At 57.3% G+C, this 19,230-nt stretch carries 16 protein-coding genes, 2 tRNA genes and 1 pseudogene; 10 read left to right on the plus strand and 9 right to left on the minus strand.

The features are described from left to right. Nucleotides 1–2 precede the first annotated feature (2 nt). Nucleotides 3–887 (minus strand): sugar ABC transporter permease, encoded by an 885-nt coding sequence (locus FBZ97_RS15880; protein WP_069611952.1) that lies wholly within the window; start codon nucleotides 885–887, stop codon nucleotides 3–5. A gap of 99 nt (nucleotides 888–986) precedes the next feature. Beyond that, nucleotides 987–2,339 carry an extracellular solute-binding protein gene (locus FBZ97_RS15885; RefSeq protein ID WP_145320255.1) on the minus strand — a complete coding sequence of 451 codons (1,353 nt, stop codon included), beginning with the start codon at nucleotides 2,337–2,339 and terminating at the stop codon, nucleotides 987–989. A 326-nt stretch (nucleotides 2,340–2,665) separates the two neighbouring features. On the opposite strand from FBZ97_RS15885, the gene FBZ97_RS15890 reads away from it, so the two are divergent. Continuing rightward, nucleotides 2,666–3,223, plus strand: a complete 558-nt coding sequence (locus FBZ97_RS15890) for a sugar O-acetyltransferase (protein WP_145320253.1) — start codon at nucleotides 2,666–2,668, stop codon at nucleotides 3,221–3,223. A gap of 10 nt (nucleotides 3,224–3,233) precedes the next feature. On the opposite strand, the gene FBZ97_RS15895 is transcribed toward FBZ97_RS15890, so the two are convergent. Further along, nucleotides 3,234–3,545: a hypothetical protein gene (locus FBZ97_RS15895; RefSeq protein ID WP_069612285.1), complete on the minus strand. Its 312-nt coding sequence runs from the start codon at nucleotides 3,543–3,545 to the stop codon at nucleotides 3,234–3,236. A 116-nt stretch (nucleotides 3,546–3,661) separates the two neighbouring features. On the opposite strand from FBZ97_RS15895, the gene FBZ97_RS15900 reads away from it, so the two are divergent. From FBZ97_RS15900 to FBZ97_RS15910, 3 genes are all read left to right on the plus strand, one after another. After that, nucleotides 3,662–3,736, plus strand: a tRNA-Asn gene (locus FBZ97_RS15900). 297 nt (nucleotides 3,737–4,033) lie between these two features. Continuing rightward, nucleotides 4,034–4,438: a DoxX family protein gene (locus FBZ97_RS15905; protein WP_145320251.1), complete on the plus strand. Its 405-nt coding sequence runs from the start codon at nucleotides 4,034–4,036 to the stop codon at nucleotides 4,436–4,438. 311 nt (nucleotides 4,439–4,749) lie between these two features. After that, on the plus strand, nucleotides 4,750–4,935 hold the full coding sequence (locus tag FBZ97_RS15910) for a hypothetical protein (protein WP_069611956.1): 186 nt from the start codon (nucleotides 4,750–4,752) through the stop codon (nucleotides 4,933–4,935). Nucleotides 4,936–5,133: 198 nt separating this feature from the next. Here the strand turns inward: FBZ97_RS15910 and FBZ97_RS35055 are convergent, their stop codons facing one another. The 3 genes and pseudogenes from FBZ97_RS35055 to FBZ97_RS15925 form a co-directional block, all read right to left on the minus strand. Continuing rightward, nucleotides 5,134–5,268 (minus strand): hypothetical protein, encoded by a 135-nt coding sequence (locus FBZ97_RS35055; RefSeq protein WP_281406126.1) that lies wholly within the window; start codon nucleotides 5,266–5,268, stop codon nucleotides 5,134–5,136. Between the two features lie 369 nt (nucleotides 5,269–5,637). Beyond that, on the minus strand, nucleotides 5,638–6,744 hold the full coding sequence (locus tag FBZ97_RS15920; RefSeq protein ID WP_069611958.1) for a porin: 1,107 nt from the start codon (nucleotides 6,742–6,744) through the stop codon (nucleotides 5,638–5,640). A gap of 835 nt (nucleotides 6,745–7,579) precedes the next feature. After that, nucleotides 7,580–7,729 (minus strand): annotated as a pseudogene (locus FBZ97_RS15925) (GNAT family N-acetyltransferase); the annotation flags it as partial. A gap of 226 nt (nucleotides 7,730–7,955) precedes the next feature. On the opposite strand from FBZ97_RS15925, the gene FBZ97_RS15930 reads away from it, so the two are divergent. Then, a tRNA-Cys gene (locus tag FBZ97_RS15930) sits at nucleotides 7,956–8,029 on the plus strand. An 888-nt stretch (nucleotides 8,030–8,917) separates the two neighbouring features. On the opposite strand, the gene FBZ97_RS15935 is transcribed toward FBZ97_RS15930, so the two are convergent. Next, complete coding sequence (locus tag FBZ97_RS15935; RefSeq protein WP_113333497.1) at nucleotides 8,918–9,358, minus strand: Rap1a/Tai family immunity protein; 441 nt, start codon at nucleotides 9,356–9,358, stop codon at nucleotides 8,918–8,920. Nucleotides 9,359–9,808: 450 nt separating this feature from the next. On the opposite strand from FBZ97_RS15935, the gene FBZ97_RS15940 reads away from it, so the two are divergent. The 5 genes from FBZ97_RS15940 to exoR all read left to right on the plus strand — a co-directional run bounded on the left by FBZ97_RS15940 (nucleotide 9,809) and on the right by exoR (nucleotide 17,773). Then, nucleotides 9,809–10,459 (plus strand): protein-L-isoaspartate O-methyltransferase, encoded by a 651-nt coding sequence (locus FBZ97_RS15940; RefSeq protein WP_145320247.1) that lies wholly within the window; start codon nucleotides 9,809–9,811, stop codon nucleotides 10,457–10,459. 258 nt (nucleotides 10,460–10,717) lie between these two features. Continuing rightward, nucleotides 10,718–11,590 (plus strand): DUF2497 domain-containing protein, encoded by an 873-nt coding sequence (locus FBZ97_RS15945; protein WP_113352687.1) that lies wholly within the window; start codon nucleotides 10,718–10,720, stop codon nucleotides 11,588–11,590. A 122-nt stretch (nucleotides 11,591–11,712) separates the two neighbouring features. Then, nucleotides 11,713–14,556, plus strand: a complete 2,844-nt coding sequence (locus FBZ97_RS15950; RefSeq protein ID WP_145320245.1) for a valine--tRNA ligase — start codon at nucleotides 11,713–11,715, stop codon at nucleotides 14,554–14,556. A 471-nt stretch (nucleotides 14,557–15,027) separates the two neighbouring features. Further along, complete coding sequence (locus FBZ97_RS15955; RefSeq protein ID WP_145320243.1) at nucleotides 15,028–16,287, plus strand: OmpP1/FadL family transporter; 1,260 nt, start codon at nucleotides 15,028–15,030, stop codon at nucleotides 16,285–16,287. 682 nt (nucleotides 16,288–16,969) lie between these two features. Continuing rightward, nucleotides 16,970–17,773 (plus strand): exopolysaccharide production regulator ExoR, encoded by an 804-nt coding sequence (gene exoR / locus FBZ97_RS15960; protein ID WP_069611965.1) that lies wholly within the window; start codon nucleotides 16,970–16,972, stop codon nucleotides 17,771–17,773. A 63-nt stretch (nucleotides 17,774–17,836) separates the two neighbouring features. Here the strand turns inward: exoR and xth are convergent, their stop codons facing one another. Both xth and erpA read right to left on the minus strand, forming a co-directional pair. Beyond that, nucleotides 17,837–18,628 carry an exodeoxyribonuclease III gene (gene xth / locus FBZ97_RS15965; protein WP_113333545.1) on the minus strand — a complete coding sequence of 264 codons (792 nt, stop codon included), beginning with the start codon at nucleotides 18,626–18,628 and terminating at the stop codon, nucleotides 17,837–17,839. 128 nt (nucleotides 18,629–18,756) lie between these two features. Further along, nucleotides 18,757–19,089: an iron-sulfur cluster insertion protein ErpA gene (gene erpA / locus FBZ97_RS15970; RefSeq protein ID WP_113333492.1), complete on the minus strand. Its 333-nt coding sequence runs from the start codon at nucleotides 19,087–19,089 to the stop codon at nucleotides 18,757–18,759. Nucleotides 19,090–19,230 lie beyond the last annotated feature (141 nt).

The following is a 19,230-nucleotide window of genomic DNA, read 5'->3' on the forward strand; positions in this document are numbered from 1 at the left end:
CCTCAACGGTAATGCACGCGCTTCTCGATGAAGCGGAACTGGAAGATGGTAAGCAGGACGATCAGCAGCATGAGAATGATGCTCTGCGCCGCCGCACCGGAAAAATCGAGGCCTTTGAAGCCGTCTGAATAGATCTTGTAGACCATGAGGTTGGTCGAGTTATGCGGGCCGCCCGAAGTCATGATGTCGACGATCCCAAATGAATCCTGAAAACTTTCGGTGATGTTGATAACGAGCAGAAAGAAGATCGTCGGGGTGATTAACGGGAGCTGGATATCCCAGAAGCGGCGGAGCACCCCGGAGCCGTCCATGGCGGACGCCTCGATCAGCGCGCGTGGGATGGCCTGGAAAGCGGCAAGGAAGAAGATAAAGCTGTATCCGATATATTTCCAAGAAAAGGCGGCGATAATGCAGGCCATGGCGGCATTGCCGTCGAGACCAGGATCCCAAAATCCCGGCCACCATTGATTGACCACGGCCATGAGGCCGGCTTCCGGCGCCAGGATGAAGCGGAAGGCCATGGCCGATGCAGGTGCTGCAATTCCGTACGGCCAGATCAGGACCACGCGGTAGATTTTAGAGCCGCGCAGCTGCCGATCGGTCAGCGCCGCAAGTATCAGCCCGCCCGCCATGGAAATAGTTGTGCTGATAGCAGCGAAAACAATGCTGATCGTGACCGAGTTCCAGTAATCGGAACTAGCGAGAATCGATTTGAAATTGTCGAGTCCGACCCAGATGTTGCCGCCGCCCCAGGGTTGCTGCAGCGTCAGGGACCAGAAGACCGCCTGACCGGCCGGCCAATAGAAAAAGGTGAAGATAAGAAGCAGCTGCGGCACTGCGAACAGGATGCCGACGCTCCATTTGTTGAAAGTTACTCGCTTTTCCATTGTCTCTACCGGCTTGATATCTCGATGCCACGCTTGCCCTCATAACGAACGTCCGCCGGGAAAGCCCGGCGGACGCTGTTCTGTTATGAGCTTTGCCGCTTACGGCAGCTGCTTGCCCTTGTAGGTGGCTTCGAAGCGCTCGAGCACGGCGTTGCCGTTCTTAACGAGATTGTCGATGCCTTCCTGGACGCTGACCTTGTTGGCGAAGATGGCCTGCATCTGATTGCCGAATTCAGCGCGGATCTGCGTGAAGCTGCCGAGGCGAATGCCACGGGTGATCGCGGTTGGCTCGGAAGCGGTCAAGCTGGCGATAGCGACTTCGCGACCCTTGTAAGGAGCCTTGTCGTAGAAACCGGAGGATTTCATGAATTCGAAGCCGGACTTCGTAACCGGGATATAGCCCGTATTGGTCGACCAGAAGAGAGCGGTTTCGGGCTTGGCAATGAAGTTCAGGAACGCGGCAGCGCCCTTGTATTCGTCAGAGGACTTGCCGGAGAGAACCCAGAGCGATGCGCCGCCGACAAGCGAATTCTTGCGCTCGGTACCGGCGTAAACCGGGAGCTCGGCGACATCCCAGTTCATGCCGGCTTTCTGCGTCTTGCCGACCGTGCCATGGTCGCCGACCGAGGTCATGATCATCTGGCAATCGCCGGCGGCGAAGGCCTGAACCATGTCCTGACCGAGGTCCTTGGACTTGATCTTGATGAGGCCCTGGTCGTACCAGCTCTTGAGATCCGTCACATACTTGACGAACTTGGTCTTGTTGACGGTAAGGCGGGCGTCGAGACCATCATAACCGTTGTTCTTGGTGGCAATCGGCTGATCGTGGATGGCCGAGAACTGCTCCATCAGCTGCCAGCTTTCGTTGCCGGAGATGTTGATCGCCATCGGGCATTCATAGCCGGCGCCCTTCAGCGCCTTCATGTCTTCCGCAGCTTCTTCCCAGGTCTTCGGAGCGGCGGTCTTGCCGATCTTGGCGAAGGCGTCCTTGTTCCAGTAGAGCAGAGCGGTGGAAGAGTTGAACGGGAAGGAAAGCAACTCACCCTTCGAGGTGGCGTAGTAGCGGGCGATGCCCGGGAAATAGTTGTTCCAGTCAACCTTGTAGCCGTTTTCGGACATCAGCTTGTTGACCGGATAATAGGCGCCCGAAAGCATCATCGTTGCCGTGCCGACGTCATAGACCTGAACGATCGTCGGCTGCTTGTTGGCACGGAAGGCCGCAATCGTGTTCTGTAGAGCGGCGTCGTAATTGCCCTGGCTCACGCAGGAAACTTCATAATCCTTCTGGGAATCGTTGAAGTTCTTGCAGAGCGTCTCAACGACGCGCTGGAGGTCGCCCGACAAGCCAAACCAGAAATCGAACTTGACCGGAGCTGCGGCAGCCGGCATCGCCAGAGCGACGCTCATGACGCCTGCGGCGGCGGCAGAAATGTAATTTTTAAGTTTCGACATAATCCCTATTTCCTTTTTGAAAGCTCGGAACCGATGGTCTTGCGCAAGTCCGCGGTAGCGGGGTTATAGACAAGCTGTGTGACAGTTTGTTGAGAGCAAGAATCCCGCATTGACGGGCTTTTTCACACGCGCAGCGGCTTTGCGGAGCAGCGCTTATCGCAGGATCGTGCATTTGAGGTTCTGCTGATCAAAAGGTGTGGGCTGCGCCTGTTCGCCCACAGATTGCTGGTCGGTCAGGAAGACGCGATGGTCCTCCTTGCCTGTGCCCCGAGCCGTGTTGCAAGATCACCGGCAGGACGTTCGGATGGCATTGGAGGAATGAGAATATGGGTCTCAGCGAGCGGCAGAAAATGGCGGCGGGGGAGTGGTACTGCTGTTTCGATCCGGAGCTCGATGCCTTGCGCTGGCAGGCGCGCGAGGCTGTGCATGCACATAACACGATGCCGCCCGCCCAGCGGGGCAATCTGGCGCCGGCTTTGTCTGCGCTCTTTGCCGAGATCGGCGAGAGCGTCTTCATCGAGGCGCCGTTTCATTGCTCCTATGGCATCAATATCTCGCTCGGCCGTCGGGTCTATATGAATGCCGGCTGCACGATCCTCGATAGCGCCAGCGTCCGCATCGGTGACGGCAGCATGCTGGGACCGGGCGTCCATATCTATTGCGCAGAACATCATAGGGATGCCGAATTGCGCGGGGCGGGTCTGGAAGTCGCCCGGCCGGTGGCGATCGGTAGAAGTGTCTGGATCGGCGGCGGCGCGATCCTGGTCGGCGGCGTGTCGGTGGGGGACGGCGCGATCATCGGCGCCGGCGCGGTCGTCACCGGGGATGTTGCCGCCGGCGCGACTGTGGTCGGCAATCCGGCTCGTCCTGTTCGTGCGGGATAGGATAAAAGAGTTAGTTTGCCGGGCGGCGTTTTCGCGTCCACCATACGACGAAGCGGCGGCGCCAGCGGCGCACCATAGGCATGTCGTGCGAGAGCACGATAAAGCCCAGTGGCAGCATCCAGAAGCCGAGCACCGGCAGGAAGCCGAGCAGTCCGCCGAAAATGAGGGCTATCCCCACGCCAAGGCGGGCAAGGCGCGATCGGGGCAGGGGGATTCTCACGGAGCCGAAAACCAGCTCGCGGGTTGAGGGATCAATGCCAAAACGGCGGGTTTTCCGGCCATTCCGATCGGCATTTGCTGTCGTTTCGCTTTGATCGGTCATCCACAGGAAATGGTGGCGCGAGGAAATAATGCAAGAGAATGCATTTTTTTTGAAAAAACCGCTTGGCAAATCGGGAAAGCATTTGTATTACCCCGCTCACACCGCGCCAAGCGCATTCCCTGGTAGCTCAGCGGTAGAGCATTCGACTGTTAATCGACAGGTCGCCGGTTCGAATCCGGCCCGGGGAGCCACTCTTCTTCTACAGAATTGAAGCTGATATCGGAGCAAGCGTGCCCGATTGACTTAATGCTGTGTCCGTAATTCTCAAAGCTGATGAGTGCGGCCAGGCTTATAGCAGCACATTTTTGCAGTTTTATTGCGCATGCCCCGCAGCACTAACTTCGGCCGAGGCTCGCCTGGTTCGACAGCGGTATCTTCGTTGACCGGTCTTTCCCATTCATGCCAGATTGCCGCCACTTGTCAGCCAGGCGTCAATGCCGGTGGGCAATCGGGGATGTGGGCCAAATCTGGCACATTTGGGGGATAAGATGGCCGAGAATGCGAGCTTTCGTGGTGGAGTGGCGGTGGGATGGGTTCTTAGCGTAATTGTGATTCTCGCATTGGTGGCCGATGGGGCGGTTGATCTGTTTGCGCCGGCCTTGATCAGCGCGCAGATGGCGGAGACGGGCTTTCCCGCCAATCTGGCTACGGTGGTGGGTTTGATCATCTTCGTCTGCGTCATTCTTTACGCAATTCCGCGCACGGCAGTCCTTGGAGCGATCCTGACGACCGGGTTCTTCGGCGGTGCAATTTGCGCCCATCTGCGTCTCGGAGAAATCGGATCGCCTCCACAACTTATAAGTTTATTGCTCGCCGTCATGGCGTGGGGTGGTCTTTATCTTCGCGACGAACGTATTCGGCGCCTGCTGCCCCTTCGTTCGGTGGACGACTGAAAATCGAGCGCATGACTCATTCAGTCTTTTTGCGATGCAATAACAATATCTTGCGCTGCACTTTTCTTCCGAGGGGATGGCGAATGGTAGCGGGCTAATGAGATCGTGCCAAAATGATGCATTCGTGATTTTCGAGAGCCCGCCAAGGGACCTCTCGGCTGGATATATGTGGTATTTCTGAAAAAATTAGTTCAAGGTATGGTTGCTCTCGCGAATGTGAGAGCATGTTCATGTGCCGTTAATGCGATGCGGCGCATGAACGTAGTGCGCGATCCGCGCAGCATAGTCCCCCAATGCTTTAGAGGTTCGACATGAAAAATCTGATTCTTGCTTCTGCAGTAGCTGTGGCGTCGGTCTTTGCCTTCAGCGTGCCGTCCGAGGCCGCTCCGATGCATCATCATCGTCATCACCACTATCATCATCACTGCCATGTGAAGAAGGTAAAGCGCAAGATTCATGGGCGCTGGGTTGTGCGCCACGTGCGCGTCTGCCGCTGATTGGAAGACTTAAGGGCCGGCGCAGGTTCCTCTTAAACCCAAACGGCCGCTGCCGGAGTTCCGGTGGCGGCCGTATCGTTTGCGTTATACCTCGAAGTGACCCGCCGCCCGCGTTTAGCGTGAGTTTGGCTGCCGGCACATCAGCTGCGATATGCCAACTGCTCGCAGCGGTGGTACACTAGGGTCGAATCTCGAATATCACGCCGCCATGGCGGCGATGATGATAGCGACGGTCGTCCCGCCATCTATCATCCCAATGACGGCGGCGATCCCAGCCGCGGTCACCATGCCAATGACGACGATCGCGATCGCGCCAGCGGGGACGGTCGTCATCGCCCCATCGGCGCGATCCACGCTCTTGCACAAGGATAATATCAGACGCGCGCGATATGGATGGATTGCTCGGCGGCGCGGCCATTGCGGGCAGGGCGGCGGGTAGCGCCGAGCCTATGGCCAGCGTCACGCTCAAGGTGAGTGAGGCAAGGTGGTGTTTCAAGATTCTAACTCCTGTATTCAGCCATGTCCCTTTCATCGCTAAACGCCAGCGCAGCGACTAGGTTCCCCTTTTCGTTGACTGGAGATCCTTATGACACGCGTATTGATCGCAGAGGGAGCCGCTGATTGCAGGTGTTACAAAAAAAGGGGGCCGGCAGGGAAAGCCGGCCCCCTTCCTTCTCTGATCGGAGGTCAAGTCTGATCAGGTTAGAAGTTGCGTTCGAAGCGCAGGATGCCCGAAACGGTGTCGTCGTGGGCATAGTCATAGTGAACGTAGGTCAGTTCCGGCTCGACCAGGAGGTTCTTGACCGGGTTGAACTTCAGGTTCGTGGTTGCTTCGAAGATCTTCGAGTCGCTATAGGCGAGCTGGAGGTTCCACTTCAGCTTGTCGTTGAATGGAACGCCAACGCCGCCCCAGACAGCCCAGTCACCCCAGCCGCACTTCGATGCATTGACGGTACCGTTCGGTGCCGTGCAAGCGGAGACGTCCTGGTTGGTGCCTGCGTACTTGTTGAGCTTGTCGCCATCGGTGTTCCAGCCGCCCATCAAGAAGGCCGTGAATGCGCCGAAGTCAGCATCGACGCGAGCCTTGATGGCGCCTTCTTCGACGATCGAGTCGTAACCGCCGACGACCTTGAAGCCCCATGCGCCAGACTTGAAGCCGGCACCGGCAACGACGTCGGGAGCGTAGTGGTTCGTCTTGTCGTCCGTCCACCAGCTTGCGCCGTAGGATGCCGAGCCGGTCGTGGCGGAGTTGGAATCTTCGAGCGAGATCACAGCCGAGAAGCCGTTGCCGGCATCATATTCATAGGTCAGCTGGTTGAGTTCGTACGGACCGTCATAGATCACGTCGTCGTTGATGACGTCGCCGGCGTAACCGATGTACAGGTTGTACTGCGAGTCCTTCTTACCAACGGTGAAGCCGCCGAGGCTGATGTAGGACCACAGCAGGTTGGTGGATGTGGAGCCGCCGTCGTTCCAGTCCCAACGAACGATGGTTTCGGTCTTCAGCGGACCGTACTCGGTGTCGGTCGCCGTGTCGACGTTCAACTCAGCACGGGTGTGCCAGAGTGTGCCCTGATGGCTGTCGCGGTTGTAAGCGTTGTACCATTCACCTTCCGTACGAACCTTGCCGCCGATCTTGAGGCAGGTTTCGGTGCCCGGGATGAAGAAGTAGCCAGCGCCGTATGCGTCGCAGATACGGACGTATTCCAGCGGCTCGGGCTCAGCTGCTACGATAGCGTCAGCAGCGTGAGCACCGGATACTGCTGCCAAAGCAGCAGCGGAGCCGAGAAGAAGGCTCTTGATGTTCATAATAACTCCAATCTTTCTTGATTGGGCATGAGATATCGCGCCGAGAAACGACGTGCCCAACCCCATCCCGTTCATGTTCCCTATCAGTAGGTGCGAAGTAATAAGCTTCGCGAACTATTTCCTGAACCTGCTTCAGTGATTTGGCAAGATACTAAGGGGACGGAACTATATGTGCACTACTCGAAAACCGGCGTTGTTGCAAAAATGACGCAATTCACGGGACGTCTGATCCCAGCCTGTTTGCCATCTCGTTTGGATGGCTTGTCTTCTATAAGTCCTGAAAGCGTTTACGTCTCCGGCTGTTAAGGCGATACGCGCGCTGATTTGGGGCGGGCGAGGGCAGGAAGCCGCCGCCATATGATTATGGGCACTCCTGAGACCGGGCGCAGCCGATTGCCCCTCAATCCGGATGGCCGCCCGAGTCGCGGTTCTTCTGAGTCGCAACTATTGAAACGATTCCCGGCAACGAAACCCGTGGTGGCGCACGCGCATCACTCTATAAAAGAGAAGGTGAGAGACCGTCTGGAATCGCGCTTGGTTGCGATGCGGTTGATGGGCGCTTGGCCATGGTGCGTCCGACGACATTACTGGGGGCGTAGTCTCGTCGGACGCGGCACTGTCCGGTCCGTGGGTGGCTTACAAACCGGTAGTACGAATGCTAGCAGCCACCACAGGTTTCCATAACCTACCTGAATGGGCTGGCAGCTCCAGGCGCCCGATAGGATGGCTGCGTCGCGATCCAGCAATGAATTTTCGCCCTCAGTTTCCATCGGTTCGCCAAAATCCAAGATGGTCGTCACAGCATCTGAAATGAAGCGTCATCGGCAGCAGCGCCTCATGGCGCGGTCGGTCTTTGCCATCGCAAATGAAGGATCGGGTAGGGGCGGCCCTGATCGTCGACATCGGCGCGCCCCGTCCCCTTGAATCCGAGCCGCTCGTAAAAGCCGACAGCGCCCGCATTCTGCTCGTTTACGTCCACGGTGACGACATCTTTTCCAGCATGAAAGCCGTTCGGCCGATATTGGCACATCTGCGACGCTCCTGCCGTCTTGGGCGCAATGCATTTCATCACCCGCATTGAAGGCTTACACACGAGCAGCGGGCAATTCTCTCTTCAGAGTGAAAAAAGGACAGAATTCAGAATAAGCCTCTTGCGGTTTTCTTTGGATCATTCTAAATCCGCGCCACCACAACGCAAATTGCTTTCGGATGGCCTCGTGGCGGAGTGGTTACGCAGAGGACTGCAAATCCTTGCACCCCGGTTCGATTCCGGGCGAGGCCTCCAATTTCCCTTAGATCCCCAATAAGAAATTGATTTTTCTGCGGAATTTCAGCGTGATTTGGGCCTGAAGCATCCAGCTATACCGAAGTTAAATGTGGCAATCCGTTCTATGTTCGGTTTTCTGTCTCATTGGCTGCCAGCAGTGATTTGGTGCCTATTCCATTTGCTCTGTTCATGGGTAGTCCGGCATCTGACTACCCAGTGTGCAGGACGGCGGTGGCGCGTTCGATCTTTCGAAATTCTCTATTGAGCAAACATCATAAGCGACACGATACCGAGCAGTGCCAAAGCACCGAAGATTGGCAGCAGTCGAATCATAATTAGGCGAGCAAGCTTCCTGCGCTCGACCGGTGTCAGCGCAAGCCACTGCGACTTCGGTAACGACATTGATACTCCCTATCCCCGTCTCAGCGTCGCATTCGAAACTGAAATGACGCTTAAGGTACTGAGGAGTTGCGGGAGTTGAGGATGGCGGGTGTCGGCGTTTCAGCTTCCGGCATCGCCCAAGTGACAAATGCAATCGAACGCCGATCCGGTTCGGTGCTGAAAGTGCGAAGCAAATGAATAGAGAATTCGTGCTTCCACAAAAGCAAAAGCGGTCCAGTCTAGGGAAAAAACTGGGCCGCCTTTCGCTGGACTAGAGGTCAATCAAATTCAGCATCCTAATTATAAGTCGTACTTAGTAATTGTCAACGCAAATGCGATGTGATGTGCTCGCGCATCAAGCCTCGCGCTCTTCGGCCTGACTGAGATCTTCGCTTGAGCTACCGGTTCCGTTGCGTATTTGGTCCGCAGACGGGCAGGGGCGTGGTCGCTTCGGATGATTCTCAATCCTCAGCGAAAGTTTTAGCTGTCTCGTGTCGGTTCTTAGCCGCCATTGCGGAAGAACGACTATTCCTCAAGGCAAGGAAAGGCGAATTTGTAGGCGCGTGCGATCAACGAGCTGGCAGGCCGCTCGAGCTGCCAGGAGTGCTCCGCCATCCATTTGCAGGCTATCGTCGTCGCCTTTGTATTGCTGAGCTCGGGCGGCAGACAGAAAGCGCCGACGAACTGTTGAAGGTAGCGCTCGTAGCGCGATGAGTTTTTTGGAGTCTGCTTCGTGGCTCGGATTGTCAGGCTCTTCGTCCGCTGAGCCTCGTCGAGAATGCCCTGGATATAGACAGACGCGAGCGTTCGGTCCTCTTCGCACCATTCGTCGAGCTGTTTTCCGGTAACGACATGTCCGATGATCGGCGCTGTCTCTTTCGGCTCATCCTCGCTTGACGTTTCCTCGCTCAACGCGACCTGGGGTAAGAGAAGGAGAAGCGCGGCAGCGAAGAGCGAAAGCCTCATTCGGAAAACCTACATCATCGAGGAAAGGCTCGCGGCCAGAAAAACCACCAGCGGCAGCGACGTTACGACGAAAAGAACGAGAGAAACAGGCATCCCGGCCACCTTCTATTCAAATTTAATGTTTGGGCCGAACAGCTTCGGGCCGGAAGGTCGATTGGTCACCCACCCGGGCGGGTCCAATATCCCAAAGCGTGGTCGCGTGAAGTTAACATTTTGCTAACGAGCGTTCCGGTCTGGGACACGGCGGATTAGCAATCCTTGCAGAATCCCGAGTATCAAAAGGCGCTGGCTCGAATTTAAAGTGTCGATTGTTGTTCGTCGGCGACGCCTCACCATGAATCTCGGCGCCTGTTGCGGCAATGCCTTGAAAGCGCAGCGTCAGGCGATTAAGACACGCGTAACAGAAAGTAGAGCCAGCCCGTTCGGGCACCAAGGGCGCAAGAGGATAAGATGGATTTCGAAGCAGCGCGCGTGAAGATGGTCGAGAACCAGATCCGGACGACGGATGTCACCTCCCATTCCGTGTTGAATGCATTTTTCGCCGTACCGCGCGAAAACTTCGTACCGGAGAAGTCGAAGCTCCTGGCCTATGTCGATTGCGATATCGAGGTCGCTCCCGGGCGCTTCCTCATGGAAGCCTCGCCGCTTGCAAAGCTGCTGCAGCTCGGCGCGATCACCAAGGACGACAAGGTTCTCGATGTCGGCTGTGGCACGGGCTATGTCTCCGCTGTCCTGTCGCTTCTCGCCGGCAGGGTTATCGCGCTTGAATCCAACGGGGAGCTTGCGGCTCAGGCGAAGACCAATCTTGCCGCGCTTGGCTACGATAACGTGACGGTCGTTGGCGGTGACCTTGAAAAGGGGCATGCCGCCGATGCACCCTACGATGTGATTTTCCTCAACGGCTCGATCGAGCAGTTGCCGCAGGGCCTGCTTGACCAGCTCGGCGAAGACGGTCGCCTGATCACGGTCATCGGCTATGGTCACGCCGCCCGAGCCACCGTTTTCATGCGCGAGCGCGGTGCCTTCTCGGAAAACGTCTTCTTCAACGCCTCGATCAAGCCGCTTCCGGGCTTTGCCAAGGCCAAGGAATTCGTCTTCTGATTTTCTGGACGAGCTATTTTTGAGCTTGCGACGGGCGCCTTTTGGCGCCTGTTTTTTATTGTCGCCGCCTGTGGCAGAATCGTGCTTAGCAAAGCGATTCGTCGTGATCGTAACAAAACTGTGCATCACCGGGTTTAGTGCTTTTCAGGTGATTTTTTTCCCGAAGGCAGTCATCTAGGGTGGCCCTGATTCGGGTGCCGCCTGGCGAGTTTGTGGTGCGGGTTTCCGGTCGCTGAATATGGGAAAACGGGGATGAATATGGCTCAGCCAAATGTAGTGCGTGAACCGTCCATGGAAGAGATTCTGGCGTCGATCCGCAGGATCATCGAAAGCAACGAACCCGTAGGCGCCAAGCCGGTTCCCTCGACGCATTTCGCCGGCACCGGCATGCGTGATGACGATATTCAATTGACTGTGGATGAAGAGTTCGCTGCCGCCGATCGGGCGCGCGCAGCGGAACAGGATCCTCGTTTCGTTGCGGCAAACTCCCAGGTGCCGGTTGCAGAGCCGGAAGCTGGCGGCCGCGGTCTGTCGCTGGCCGATGTTGCCGCGCGTGTGCGTGCTGCTTCCGAGCGTAATACCGCCGCATTGCTGAATGCGGGGCGTGAGCCGCCACAGCCGCGCGAGCTGCCGCCCGCCATGGCTGCGCGCCTTGCCGAGGTGCACGTCGAGCCGATCGCCGACACCCCCCTGAGACAGGCCATTGCGGATGTTGCCGCGCCGGTCGCTCCGCCTGTTATGCCGGCGGTGGCCGAGGTTGAACCTGAGATGGAAGCGCAGAGGCCGACGGCTGCCTCTGCGGTGCCTCAGGTCGCAGCATCCGCCGAGACACCGATTTTTGAGGCGTCAGAACTAACCATTGCGGTGCAAGCGGAGGCTGCATCCTCGCCATCGGCCCAGGCCGTATCCGCATCGCCGCTGATGTCGGAAGCCGCCGGCGCACAGGTTTCCCGCTCGTTTGAAGAGCTGGCTGCCATCGTCGATGGCGGCCCGCGCCGTTCTCTCGATGAACTGGCGCAAGAGATGCTCCGGCCCATGCTTCAGGAATGGCTCGACGACAACTTGCCGACCCTTGTGGAACGTCTCGTGCGTGAAGAAATCGAACGAGTGGCCCGCGGTCCGCGCCGCTGACAAGCCTGAGCTTCGGGTAGCTGATCCGCCGCTCCGGGCTCCGGGGCGGCTTTTTTATTGACTTGCCCACGGCCATCCTATTTACAACCCGCATCACCCAGTCCTCTAGATCCGGTCATAAAATGCTCGACAAAACATATGATTCCGCCACCGTCGAACCGAAGATCGCCCAAAAATGGGATGAGGCCGACGCCTTTCGCGCCGGTGCGAACGCCAAGCCGGGCGCGGAAACCTTCACCATTGTTATCCCGCCGCCGAACGTGACCGGTTCGCTGCACATGGGTCATGCGCTGAACAACACGCTGCAGGACATCATGGTGCGGTTCGAGCGCATGCGCGGCAAGGATGTTCTCTGGCAGCCGGGCATGGACCATGCCGGCATCGCCACGCAGATGGTCGTCGAGCGTCGTCTCGCCGAGCGCCAGCAGCCGGATCGCCGCAAGATGGGCCGCGAAGCCTTCATCGAGAAGATCTGGGAATGGAAGGCCGAATCGGGCGGTTTGATCTTCAACCAGCTGAAGCGCCTCGGTGCGTCCTGCGACTGGTCGCGCGAACGCTTCACTATGGACGAGGGCCTGTCCAAGGCCGTTCTCGAAGTCTTCGTCACGCTCTACAAGGAAGGCCTGATCTACAAGGACAAGCGCCTCGTCAACTGGGACCCGAAGCTCTTGACGGCGATCTCCGATATGGAGGTCGAGCAGCATGAAGTGAAGGGCAATCTCTGGCACCTGCGCTATCCGCTGGAGCCCGGCGTTACCTATCAATATCCGATCGCCTTCGACGAGGAAGGCAAGCCGACCGAATTCGAAACGCGCGATTATATCGTCGTTGCGACGACGCGTCCGGAAACGATGCTCGGCGATACTGGCATCGCGGTCAATCCGGAAGACGAGCGTTATCGGGGTATTGTCGGCAAGCATGTCATCCTGCCGATCGTTGGCCGCAGGGTCCCGATCGTCGCCGATTCCTATGCCGATCCGACTGCCGGCACTGGCGCGGTAAAGATCACGCCGGCGCATGATTTCAACGATTTCGAAGTCGGCAAGCGCGCCGGACTGCGTGCCATCAACGTCATGGACGTCGATGCCTCGATCACCATCAAGGATAACGAGGACTTCCTCCAGGATCTCGATCATCCAGCAGCGCTGCATGGCGCCTGGGACGAGCTGGAAGGCAAGGACCGCTTCGAGGCCCGCAAGATTATCGTTCGTATCTTCGAAGAGGCGGGCCTGCTCGACAAGATCGAGCCGCATACGCATGCCGTGCCGCATGGCGATCGTGGCGGGGTGCCGATCGAGCCGCGCCTGACGGAACAGTGGTTCGTCGACAACAAGACGTTGGGGCAGCCCGCGCTGGAATCCGTTCGCGAGGGCAGAACCAAGTTCGTGCCCAGGAATTGGGAGAACACCTATTTCAACTGGCTCGAAAATATCGAGCCGTGGTGCATTTCCCGCCAACTCTGGTGGGGTCACCAGATTCCGGCATGGTATGGCCCGGACGGGCAGGTCTTTGTCGAAAAATCCGAGGAAGAAGCGCTGCAGGCCGCGATCCAGCACTATCTCTCGCATGAAGGGCCGATGAAGGCTTATGTCGAGGACCTGCTGGAGAATTTCAAGCCCGACGAAATTCTGACGCGCGATGAAGATGTGCTCGACACCTGGTTCTCGTCCGCACTCTGGCCGTTCTCCACGCTCGGCTGGCCGGACGAGACGCCGGAACTGGCGCGCTACTATCCAACGAACCTCCTCGTGACCGGCTTCGACATCATTCCGTTCTGGGTCGTTCGCATGATGCAGATGGGCCTGCATTTCATGAAGGATGAGAACGACAATCCCGTCGAGCCGTTCAGCACGGTCTATATTCATGCTCTCGTTCGCGACAAGAACGGGCAGAAGATGTCGAAGTCCAAGGGCAACGTCATCGATCCGCTGGAACTGATCGATCAGTACGGTGCCGATTCGCTGCGTTTCACGCTGGCGATCATGGCCGCGCAGGGTCGAGACGTGAAGCTCGATCCGGCCCGCATCGCCGGTTACCGCAACTTCGGCACCAAGCTCTGGAACGCCACGCGCTTTGCCGAAATGAACGGTGCCAAGAGCGATCCGCATTTCGTGCCCGAAGCGGCCGAGCTCACCGTAAACCGCTGGATCCTGACAGAGCTGGCGCGTGCGGAGCGTGACGTTACCGAAGCGCTGGAAAGCTTCCGCTTCAATGATGCCGCAGGCGCTCTCTATCGTTTCATCTGGAATCAGTTCTGTGACTGGTATCTCGAACTTTTGAAGCCGATCTTCAACGGCGAAGACGAGAATGCCAAGGCGGAGGCTCAGTCCTGCGCAGCCTATGTTCTCGAAGAGACCTACAAGCTTCTGCACCCGTTCATGCCCTTCATGACCGAGGAGCTCTGGGCGCACACGGCAGGCGAGGGGCAGGAGCGTGAGGGCCTGATCTGCCATGCGGATTGGCCGGCACCGTCCTATGCCGACAATGTCGCCGCCGATGAAATCAATTGGCTGATCGATCTCGTTTCCGGCATTCGCTCCGTTCGTTCGGAAATGAACGTGCCGCCGGCCGCGACGGCGCCATTGGTTGTTGTCGATGCCAATAGCCTGACGCGCGAGCGCCTCTTCCGCCACGATGCCGCCATCAAGCGGCTAGCGCGCGTGGAAGCGGTTTCGCTTGCCGATACCGCACCGAAGGGTGCCGCTCAGATCGTCGTCGGCGAGGCGACGATCTGCCTGCCGCTTGGCAGCCTCATCGATCTCTCCGCCGAGAAAGCGCGCCTCGAAAAGGCGATTGCCAAGAACGATCAGGAAATTGCCCGCATTGCCGGCAAGCTTTCGAATGAGAAGTTCGTTGCCAACGCCAATCCGGACGTCGTCGCCGCCGAGCGCGAGCGCCTCGGCGAGCTCGAGGGGCAGCAGTCGAGCCTCAAGGTGGCGCTGGCCCGCGTCAGCGAGGCCGGCTAGGACATGCGTGCGATCGAAGGTGCAAAGCACAAGAAGCGAAACTGAGAAATCGCGATTCGCTTGAGGAAGTAGAGATCTGGGATCGAAAAAGGCACGCGGTGTTCGCCGCGTGCCTTTTCGTTTATTTCTCTCGAATCGATAGAATTGACGGGATCTAACACCCTGGATCCGCCGTCAGTTTCGCACAGGCGAAACAGATTACCCCTAAAGTTGCGGGACGCGCTCGAAAAGCAAAACTGTTGTCATATTGTAACAGAATTGTTGCCGTGAAGAATGAGATTCTATTAGGGGCTAAAAATGCTATTTCGAAAGAAAAAATTACCTACACCGATGGATTTTCAGAGGCGGCGTTCGTTTTCTTACGTAAATCAACCACTCTCTTACATAGGCAGTGCTCTTGTGGGCCACATTGCCAATTCACGCGATCGTCGCAACAATCAAACCACTGAATGCACATGTGGGGGAGATACAATGGCATTTTCTGTTGCGTTGAGGAGCGCAGTTACACTCGTTATCAGCTCGTCTTTCGCCACCGCTGCCTTTGCGGGCGGCCTTGATCGTGGCGGCTATGATATTGATTTGCTTTTCGACAAAGGCCGTTATGTATTCGAGTCAGGCGTTACTTACGTCATGCCCGACCGTAAACTGAAGAACGCCAAGGACATCAACCCGGCTGACGGCAACCTCAACAACCGTAGCCGTTCGACGGATGCGGCGGAAAATTACGCCATTCCCTATGCCGCTTTCAAGATCGGCATCACTGATGATCTCGACTGCATGGCCGACTATTCGCAGCCTTTCGGTGGCCATCTCAACGAAGGTTCAAATTGGGCCGGCGCCAATAACGAAACCGAAGTCAAGGTTCGCACGAACAACTATTCGGCCACCTGCTCGTACAAGTTCGATGCAGGTCCGGGTCAGCTGCGTCTGATCGGCGGCGGTTTCTATCAGGAAGTCAGCGGCTACAAGTCGCGCCTCGTCTACGCCACTCCGGCTCCGATTTCAGCCATTTACAACGGCATGGGTTCGCTTGACATCGACGGTCACGGCTGGGGCTGGCGCGCGGGTATCGCCTACGAAATTCCGGAATATGCCTTCCGCACGAGCCTCGTCTACAACAGCCGGGTCAAATACGACAACCTGAAGGGCAGCGTCGACCTGACCGAAGTACCGCCACCTGTTGTCCCCGGCTTCGGTGGCAAGGTAACGTCTGTTTTCGGCTCGGCCGATGCTCCCGACTCCCTGGAATGGAAGGTACAGACCGGCATCGCGCCTGATTGGCTGGCCTTCGGATCGGTTAAATGGACCAACTGGAGTATCCTTCAGAGCATCGCGCTCTGCCCGAGCTCCACGCGCAGCATATCCTGCAGAGCCAATGGCCCCACAGAGCTTACCTCGCTTGATCTGCTGTACAGGGACGGCTGGACGATCACCGGCGGTGTTGGACACAAGTTCAATGACAAGTGGAGCGGCGCCGTCAGCCTGACTTGGGATCGCGGTACAAGCGATGGCTATGGCATGAACTCCGATACATGGACCCTCGGCGCGGGTGTGGCCTATAAGGCGACAGAGCATGTTCAGTTCAATTTCGGCGGCGCTCTCGGCCTCATGACATCAGGCAAATCCGGACCGGTCACACGCGGCGGTGTCGTCTACGGCAATGATGCGACCTATAGCTTCGGCAATGACTTGGTCGCCGCTCTTCAGACATCGGTGAAAGTCAGCTTCTGACGATAAGCCATTGAATTGAAGGAGCTAGTTGACTGATCCTTCACTTTATCATCAACGTCGCGAGCTTTTCCGAGCCTCGCGACGTTTCTTTGTCTGATCGGCAAAAGGCGGAACGCAAACCGCCCCTTTTGCCTGATTTATGGTTAAAGAAATCTCAAGTTCGATAAAATCTTTGTGACGAATTAGCAACACTCTATTTCAAGACATTGCAGCCACGTGATCAGATTACAATTTGTCCATTTCCCGCCACAAATGGGGAGCAGCGATTACGTGGGCACAGGGGCAAGCTTGTAGAAAGTGCGTAAGCGGTCGATGGGTGAACTTCCACTTTGGCATAAGCAACAATTCGGGATCGGAGCTGCGATGCTTCCGACGCAGCCGAAAACGCGTTGTCTGCCAAGGGAAGTCGTCAGCCGGCCGATCTTTGGGCTCCATCATCGGAAGGCGAACGAAGGTGCTGCTTCGATGGTGGGATGCGATAGCGGCCGCGCAAATGCTGGTTTGGACATAATTGCAAGCTATGCTCGCAATTGTGGCAAACAGCATCGGTTGGATGCCACAGGAAATGCCTTTTCGAAGGACGATCCAGTCTCGTGCGCCATCAGGGAAAACATTCGTGAAGCTGGCGGCGATTATGCAAGTGCCGTGACAGGTCCGAATGGAGCGAAAGAAATCGACTGTTATGTTTAAGTCCGAGTTCATATCAGCGAGAGTCATGATGCTCAGCCTGTCCCTTGCCACCGCGGTGGTACTGGCGGGTCAAGCCAAGGCATTCGATATCAATGCCGGCGTCACCAAGGAATCAGGTCCGTTCGATCTCTTCAAGTTCGGCTTTAAGGCCTACAAGAACGGACAGAAGGAAGAGGCAGTCGAAGCCTATCGTTATGCCGCCGAAAAAGGCCATACCGGCTCACGCTGGGCCTTGGCCAATATGTATGCCGATGGCGACGGCGTGGCGCAGAACGATTTCGAAGCCTTCAAGATCTATAGCGAGATTGCCCAGCAGGGTGTGGAACCGGGCTCGGAAGACACCGGCTTCTTCATCAATGCGCTGCTGGCGCTCGCGAGCTACTACAAGACGGGCATTCCCAACAGCCCGGTGAAGATCGACCTCAACCAGGCCCGGCAGCTCTATTTCCAGGTGGCATCGACCTTCGGCGTTCCGGAAGCGCAGTTCCAGTTGGCGCAGATGATGCTGTCCGGCGAGGGCGGCGCCACCAATGTTCAGCAGGCCAAGAAATGGCTGAACCAGGCCCGCAAGAGCGGCCATCCGGGCGCCATGGCCGTCTTCGGCAATATCCTGTTCCAGGAAGGCCAATCCATCCGCGGTCTCGCCTTCATGACGGCGGCACTGGACAAGTGCAAGCCGAAGGACTGCAGCTGGATGGAAGACCTGCAGGAGCAGGCATTCTCCGTTGCCAACGAGAACGACCGCCGCGTTGCGGTCTCCATGGCCCATCAGCTTGACGTTGCCGGCTCCGATTGATCACACCGGCTTTATCGACGCTGTTGTTGCTCAGGCCACGCGATGTGCTTGCAGCCGGACGGACTAGCTCCCGAAATCAAGATGCGCGATGACAGGCACGTGGTCCGACGGTTTTTCCCAGGCGCGCACATGTTTCTCGATTGCCGTTGCGGTGAGGCGATCGGCAGCCTCGGGTGACAGCATCAGATGGTCGATGCGAATGCCATTGTTCTTCGGCCATGCGCCGGCCTGATAATCCCAGAATGAATAAAGCTTGATTGCATCCGTCGTCGCGCGCACCGCATCGGTAAAGCCGAGATGTTCGAGCTGACGGAAGGACTGGCGCGTCTGCGGCAGGAAAAGGGCATCGCTCTCCCAGACCTTCGGGTCGAAACAATCATGTGGCTCTGGAATGACGTTGTAGTCGCCGGCGAGTATCAGAGGCTCCTCTAAGGCCAGGCGATCCAAGGCGAATTTGCGCAGGCGCTCCATCCAGGCGAGCTTGTAGGGGTATTTTTCAGTATCGACCGGATTGCCGTTCGGCAGATACAGGCAGCAGACTCGCAGGGCGCCGTGTCCTTCAACGGAGAACACAGCCTCGATGAAGCGGGCCTGTTCGTCGCTGCCGTCGCCGGGTAAACCGCGCCTCACCTCATCCGGTTTCGTCTTGGAAAGAATCGCAACGCCATTGAAGCCTTTTTGCCCATGTGTCTCGACGTGATAGCCGAGCGCTTCGATCTCCAGACGTGGAAAGCCTTCGTCGACCGTTTTGATTTCCTGCAGGCAGACGATGTCCGGGTTCGAGTCCTTCAGCCATTGGCAGAGGTTCTCGATACGCGCTTTGACGCCGTTGATGTTCCAGGTGGCGATTTTCATGGGCGGCTCATTCCTTTGCTTCGCCTTGTTGTATCCGCAGCCGATCGGCTTGACTACAGCCCATATGAAAACCGGCCCGGAGCGAAGGCTCCCGGCCGGTCATCAAATTGTGGAAAAGAGGGTAGGGATCAGATCGCGAAACTGGTGCCGCATCCGCAGCTTGCGACTGCATTCGGATTCTTGATCTGAAAGGATTGGCCGAGAAGATTGTCGACGAAATCGATCTCCGAGCCCGCCATATAGACCAGCGACAGCTGATCGATCAGGACGGTCGCATTGTCCTTTTCGACGACGATATCGTCATCCTCAGGGCCTTCAACGAGATCGAATTTATAGGAAAAACCCGAACACCCTCCGCCTTCGACGGCAACGCGAAGAGCGCGCTTTCCGGCATCCGCGCCGACGATAGCAGCGATTCGCTTGGCCGCAGCATCCGATAGGGTAACACTTGCCTCAGTCATATTTTCCTCCTGCCGGGGTCAAGATCCGGAGAGAACCAATAATAAGCCGTCGAACTTTCAAACGGCTGATATCCGTAGCCTTTATCATGAAAGCCAGGCCGTTGACAGCTATGGTTTCGTGGTTGAGCCACACACCATTTT

This window comes from Rhizobium sp. ERR 942, assembly GCF_007828395.1.
Taxonomy (GTDB): domain Bacteria; phylum Pseudomonadota; class Alphaproteobacteria; order Rhizobiales; family Rhizobiaceae; genus Rhizobium; species Rhizobium dioscoreae.

Excerpts from the sequence above, each read along its gene's own strand:
- FBZ97_RS15880 (WP_069611952.1), bottom strand. The coding sequence starts at position 887 with ATGGAAAAGCGAGTAACTTTCAACAAATGGAGCGTCGGCATCCTGTTC.
- FBZ97_RS15885 (WP_145320255.1), bottom strand. The coding sequence starts at position 2,339 with ATGTCGAAACTTAAAAATTACATTTCTGCCGCCGCCGCAGGCGTCATG.
- FBZ97_RS15890 (WP_145320253.1), top strand. The coding sequence starts at position 2,666 with ATGGGTCTCAGCGAGCGGCAGAAAATGGCGGCGGGGGAGTGGTACTGC.
- FBZ97_RS15895 (WP_069612285.1), bottom strand. The coding sequence starts at position 3,545 with ATGACCGATCAAAGCGAAACGACAGCAAATGCCGATCGGAATGGCCGG.
- FBZ97_RS15905 (WP_145320251.1), top strand. The coding sequence starts at position 4,034 with ATGGCCGAGAATGCGAGCTTTCGTGGTGGAGTGGCGGTGGGATGGGTT.
- FBZ97_RS15910 (WP_069611956.1), top strand. The coding sequence starts at position 4,750 with ATGAAAAATCTGATTCTTGCTTCTGCAGTAGCTGTGGCGTCGGTCTTT.
- FBZ97_RS35055 (WP_281406126.1), bottom strand. The coding sequence starts at position 5,268 with ATGACGACCGTCCCCGCTGGCGCGATCGCGATCGTCGTCATTGGCATG.
- FBZ97_RS15920 (WP_069611958.1), bottom strand. The coding sequence starts at position 6,744 with ATGAACATCAAGAGCCTTCTTCTCGGCTCCGCTGCTGCTTTGGCAGCA.
- FBZ97_RS15935 (WP_113333497.1), bottom strand. The coding sequence starts at position 9,358 with ATGAGGCTTTCGCTCTTCGCTGCCGCGCTTCTCCTTCTCTTACCCCAG.
- FBZ97_RS15940 (WP_145320247.1), top strand. The coding sequence starts at position 9,809 with ATGGATTTCGAAGCAGCGCGCGTGAAGATGGTCGAGAACCAGATCCGG.
- FBZ97_RS15945 (WP_113352687.1), top strand. The coding sequence starts at position 10,718 with ATGGCTCAGCCAAATGTAGTGCGTGAACCGTCCATGGAAGAGATTCTG.
- FBZ97_RS15950 (WP_145320245.1), top strand. The coding sequence starts at position 11,713 with ATGCTCGACAAAACATATGATTCCGCCACCGTCGAACCGAAGATCGCC.
- FBZ97_RS15955 (WP_145320243.1), top strand. The coding sequence starts at position 15,028 with ATGGCATTTTCTGTTGCGTTGAGGAGCGCAGTTACACTCGTTATCAGC.
- exoR (WP_069611965.1), top strand. The coding sequence starts at position 16,970 with ATGTTTAAGTCCGAGTTCATATCAGCGAGAGTCATGATGCTCAGCCTG.
- xth (WP_113333545.1), bottom strand. The coding sequence starts at position 18,628 with ATGAAAATCGCCACCTGGAACATCAACGGCGTCAAAGCGCGTATCGAG.
- erpA (WP_113333492.1), bottom strand. The coding sequence starts at position 19,089 with ATGACTGAGGCAAGTGTTACCCTATCGGATGCTGCGGCCAAGCGAATC.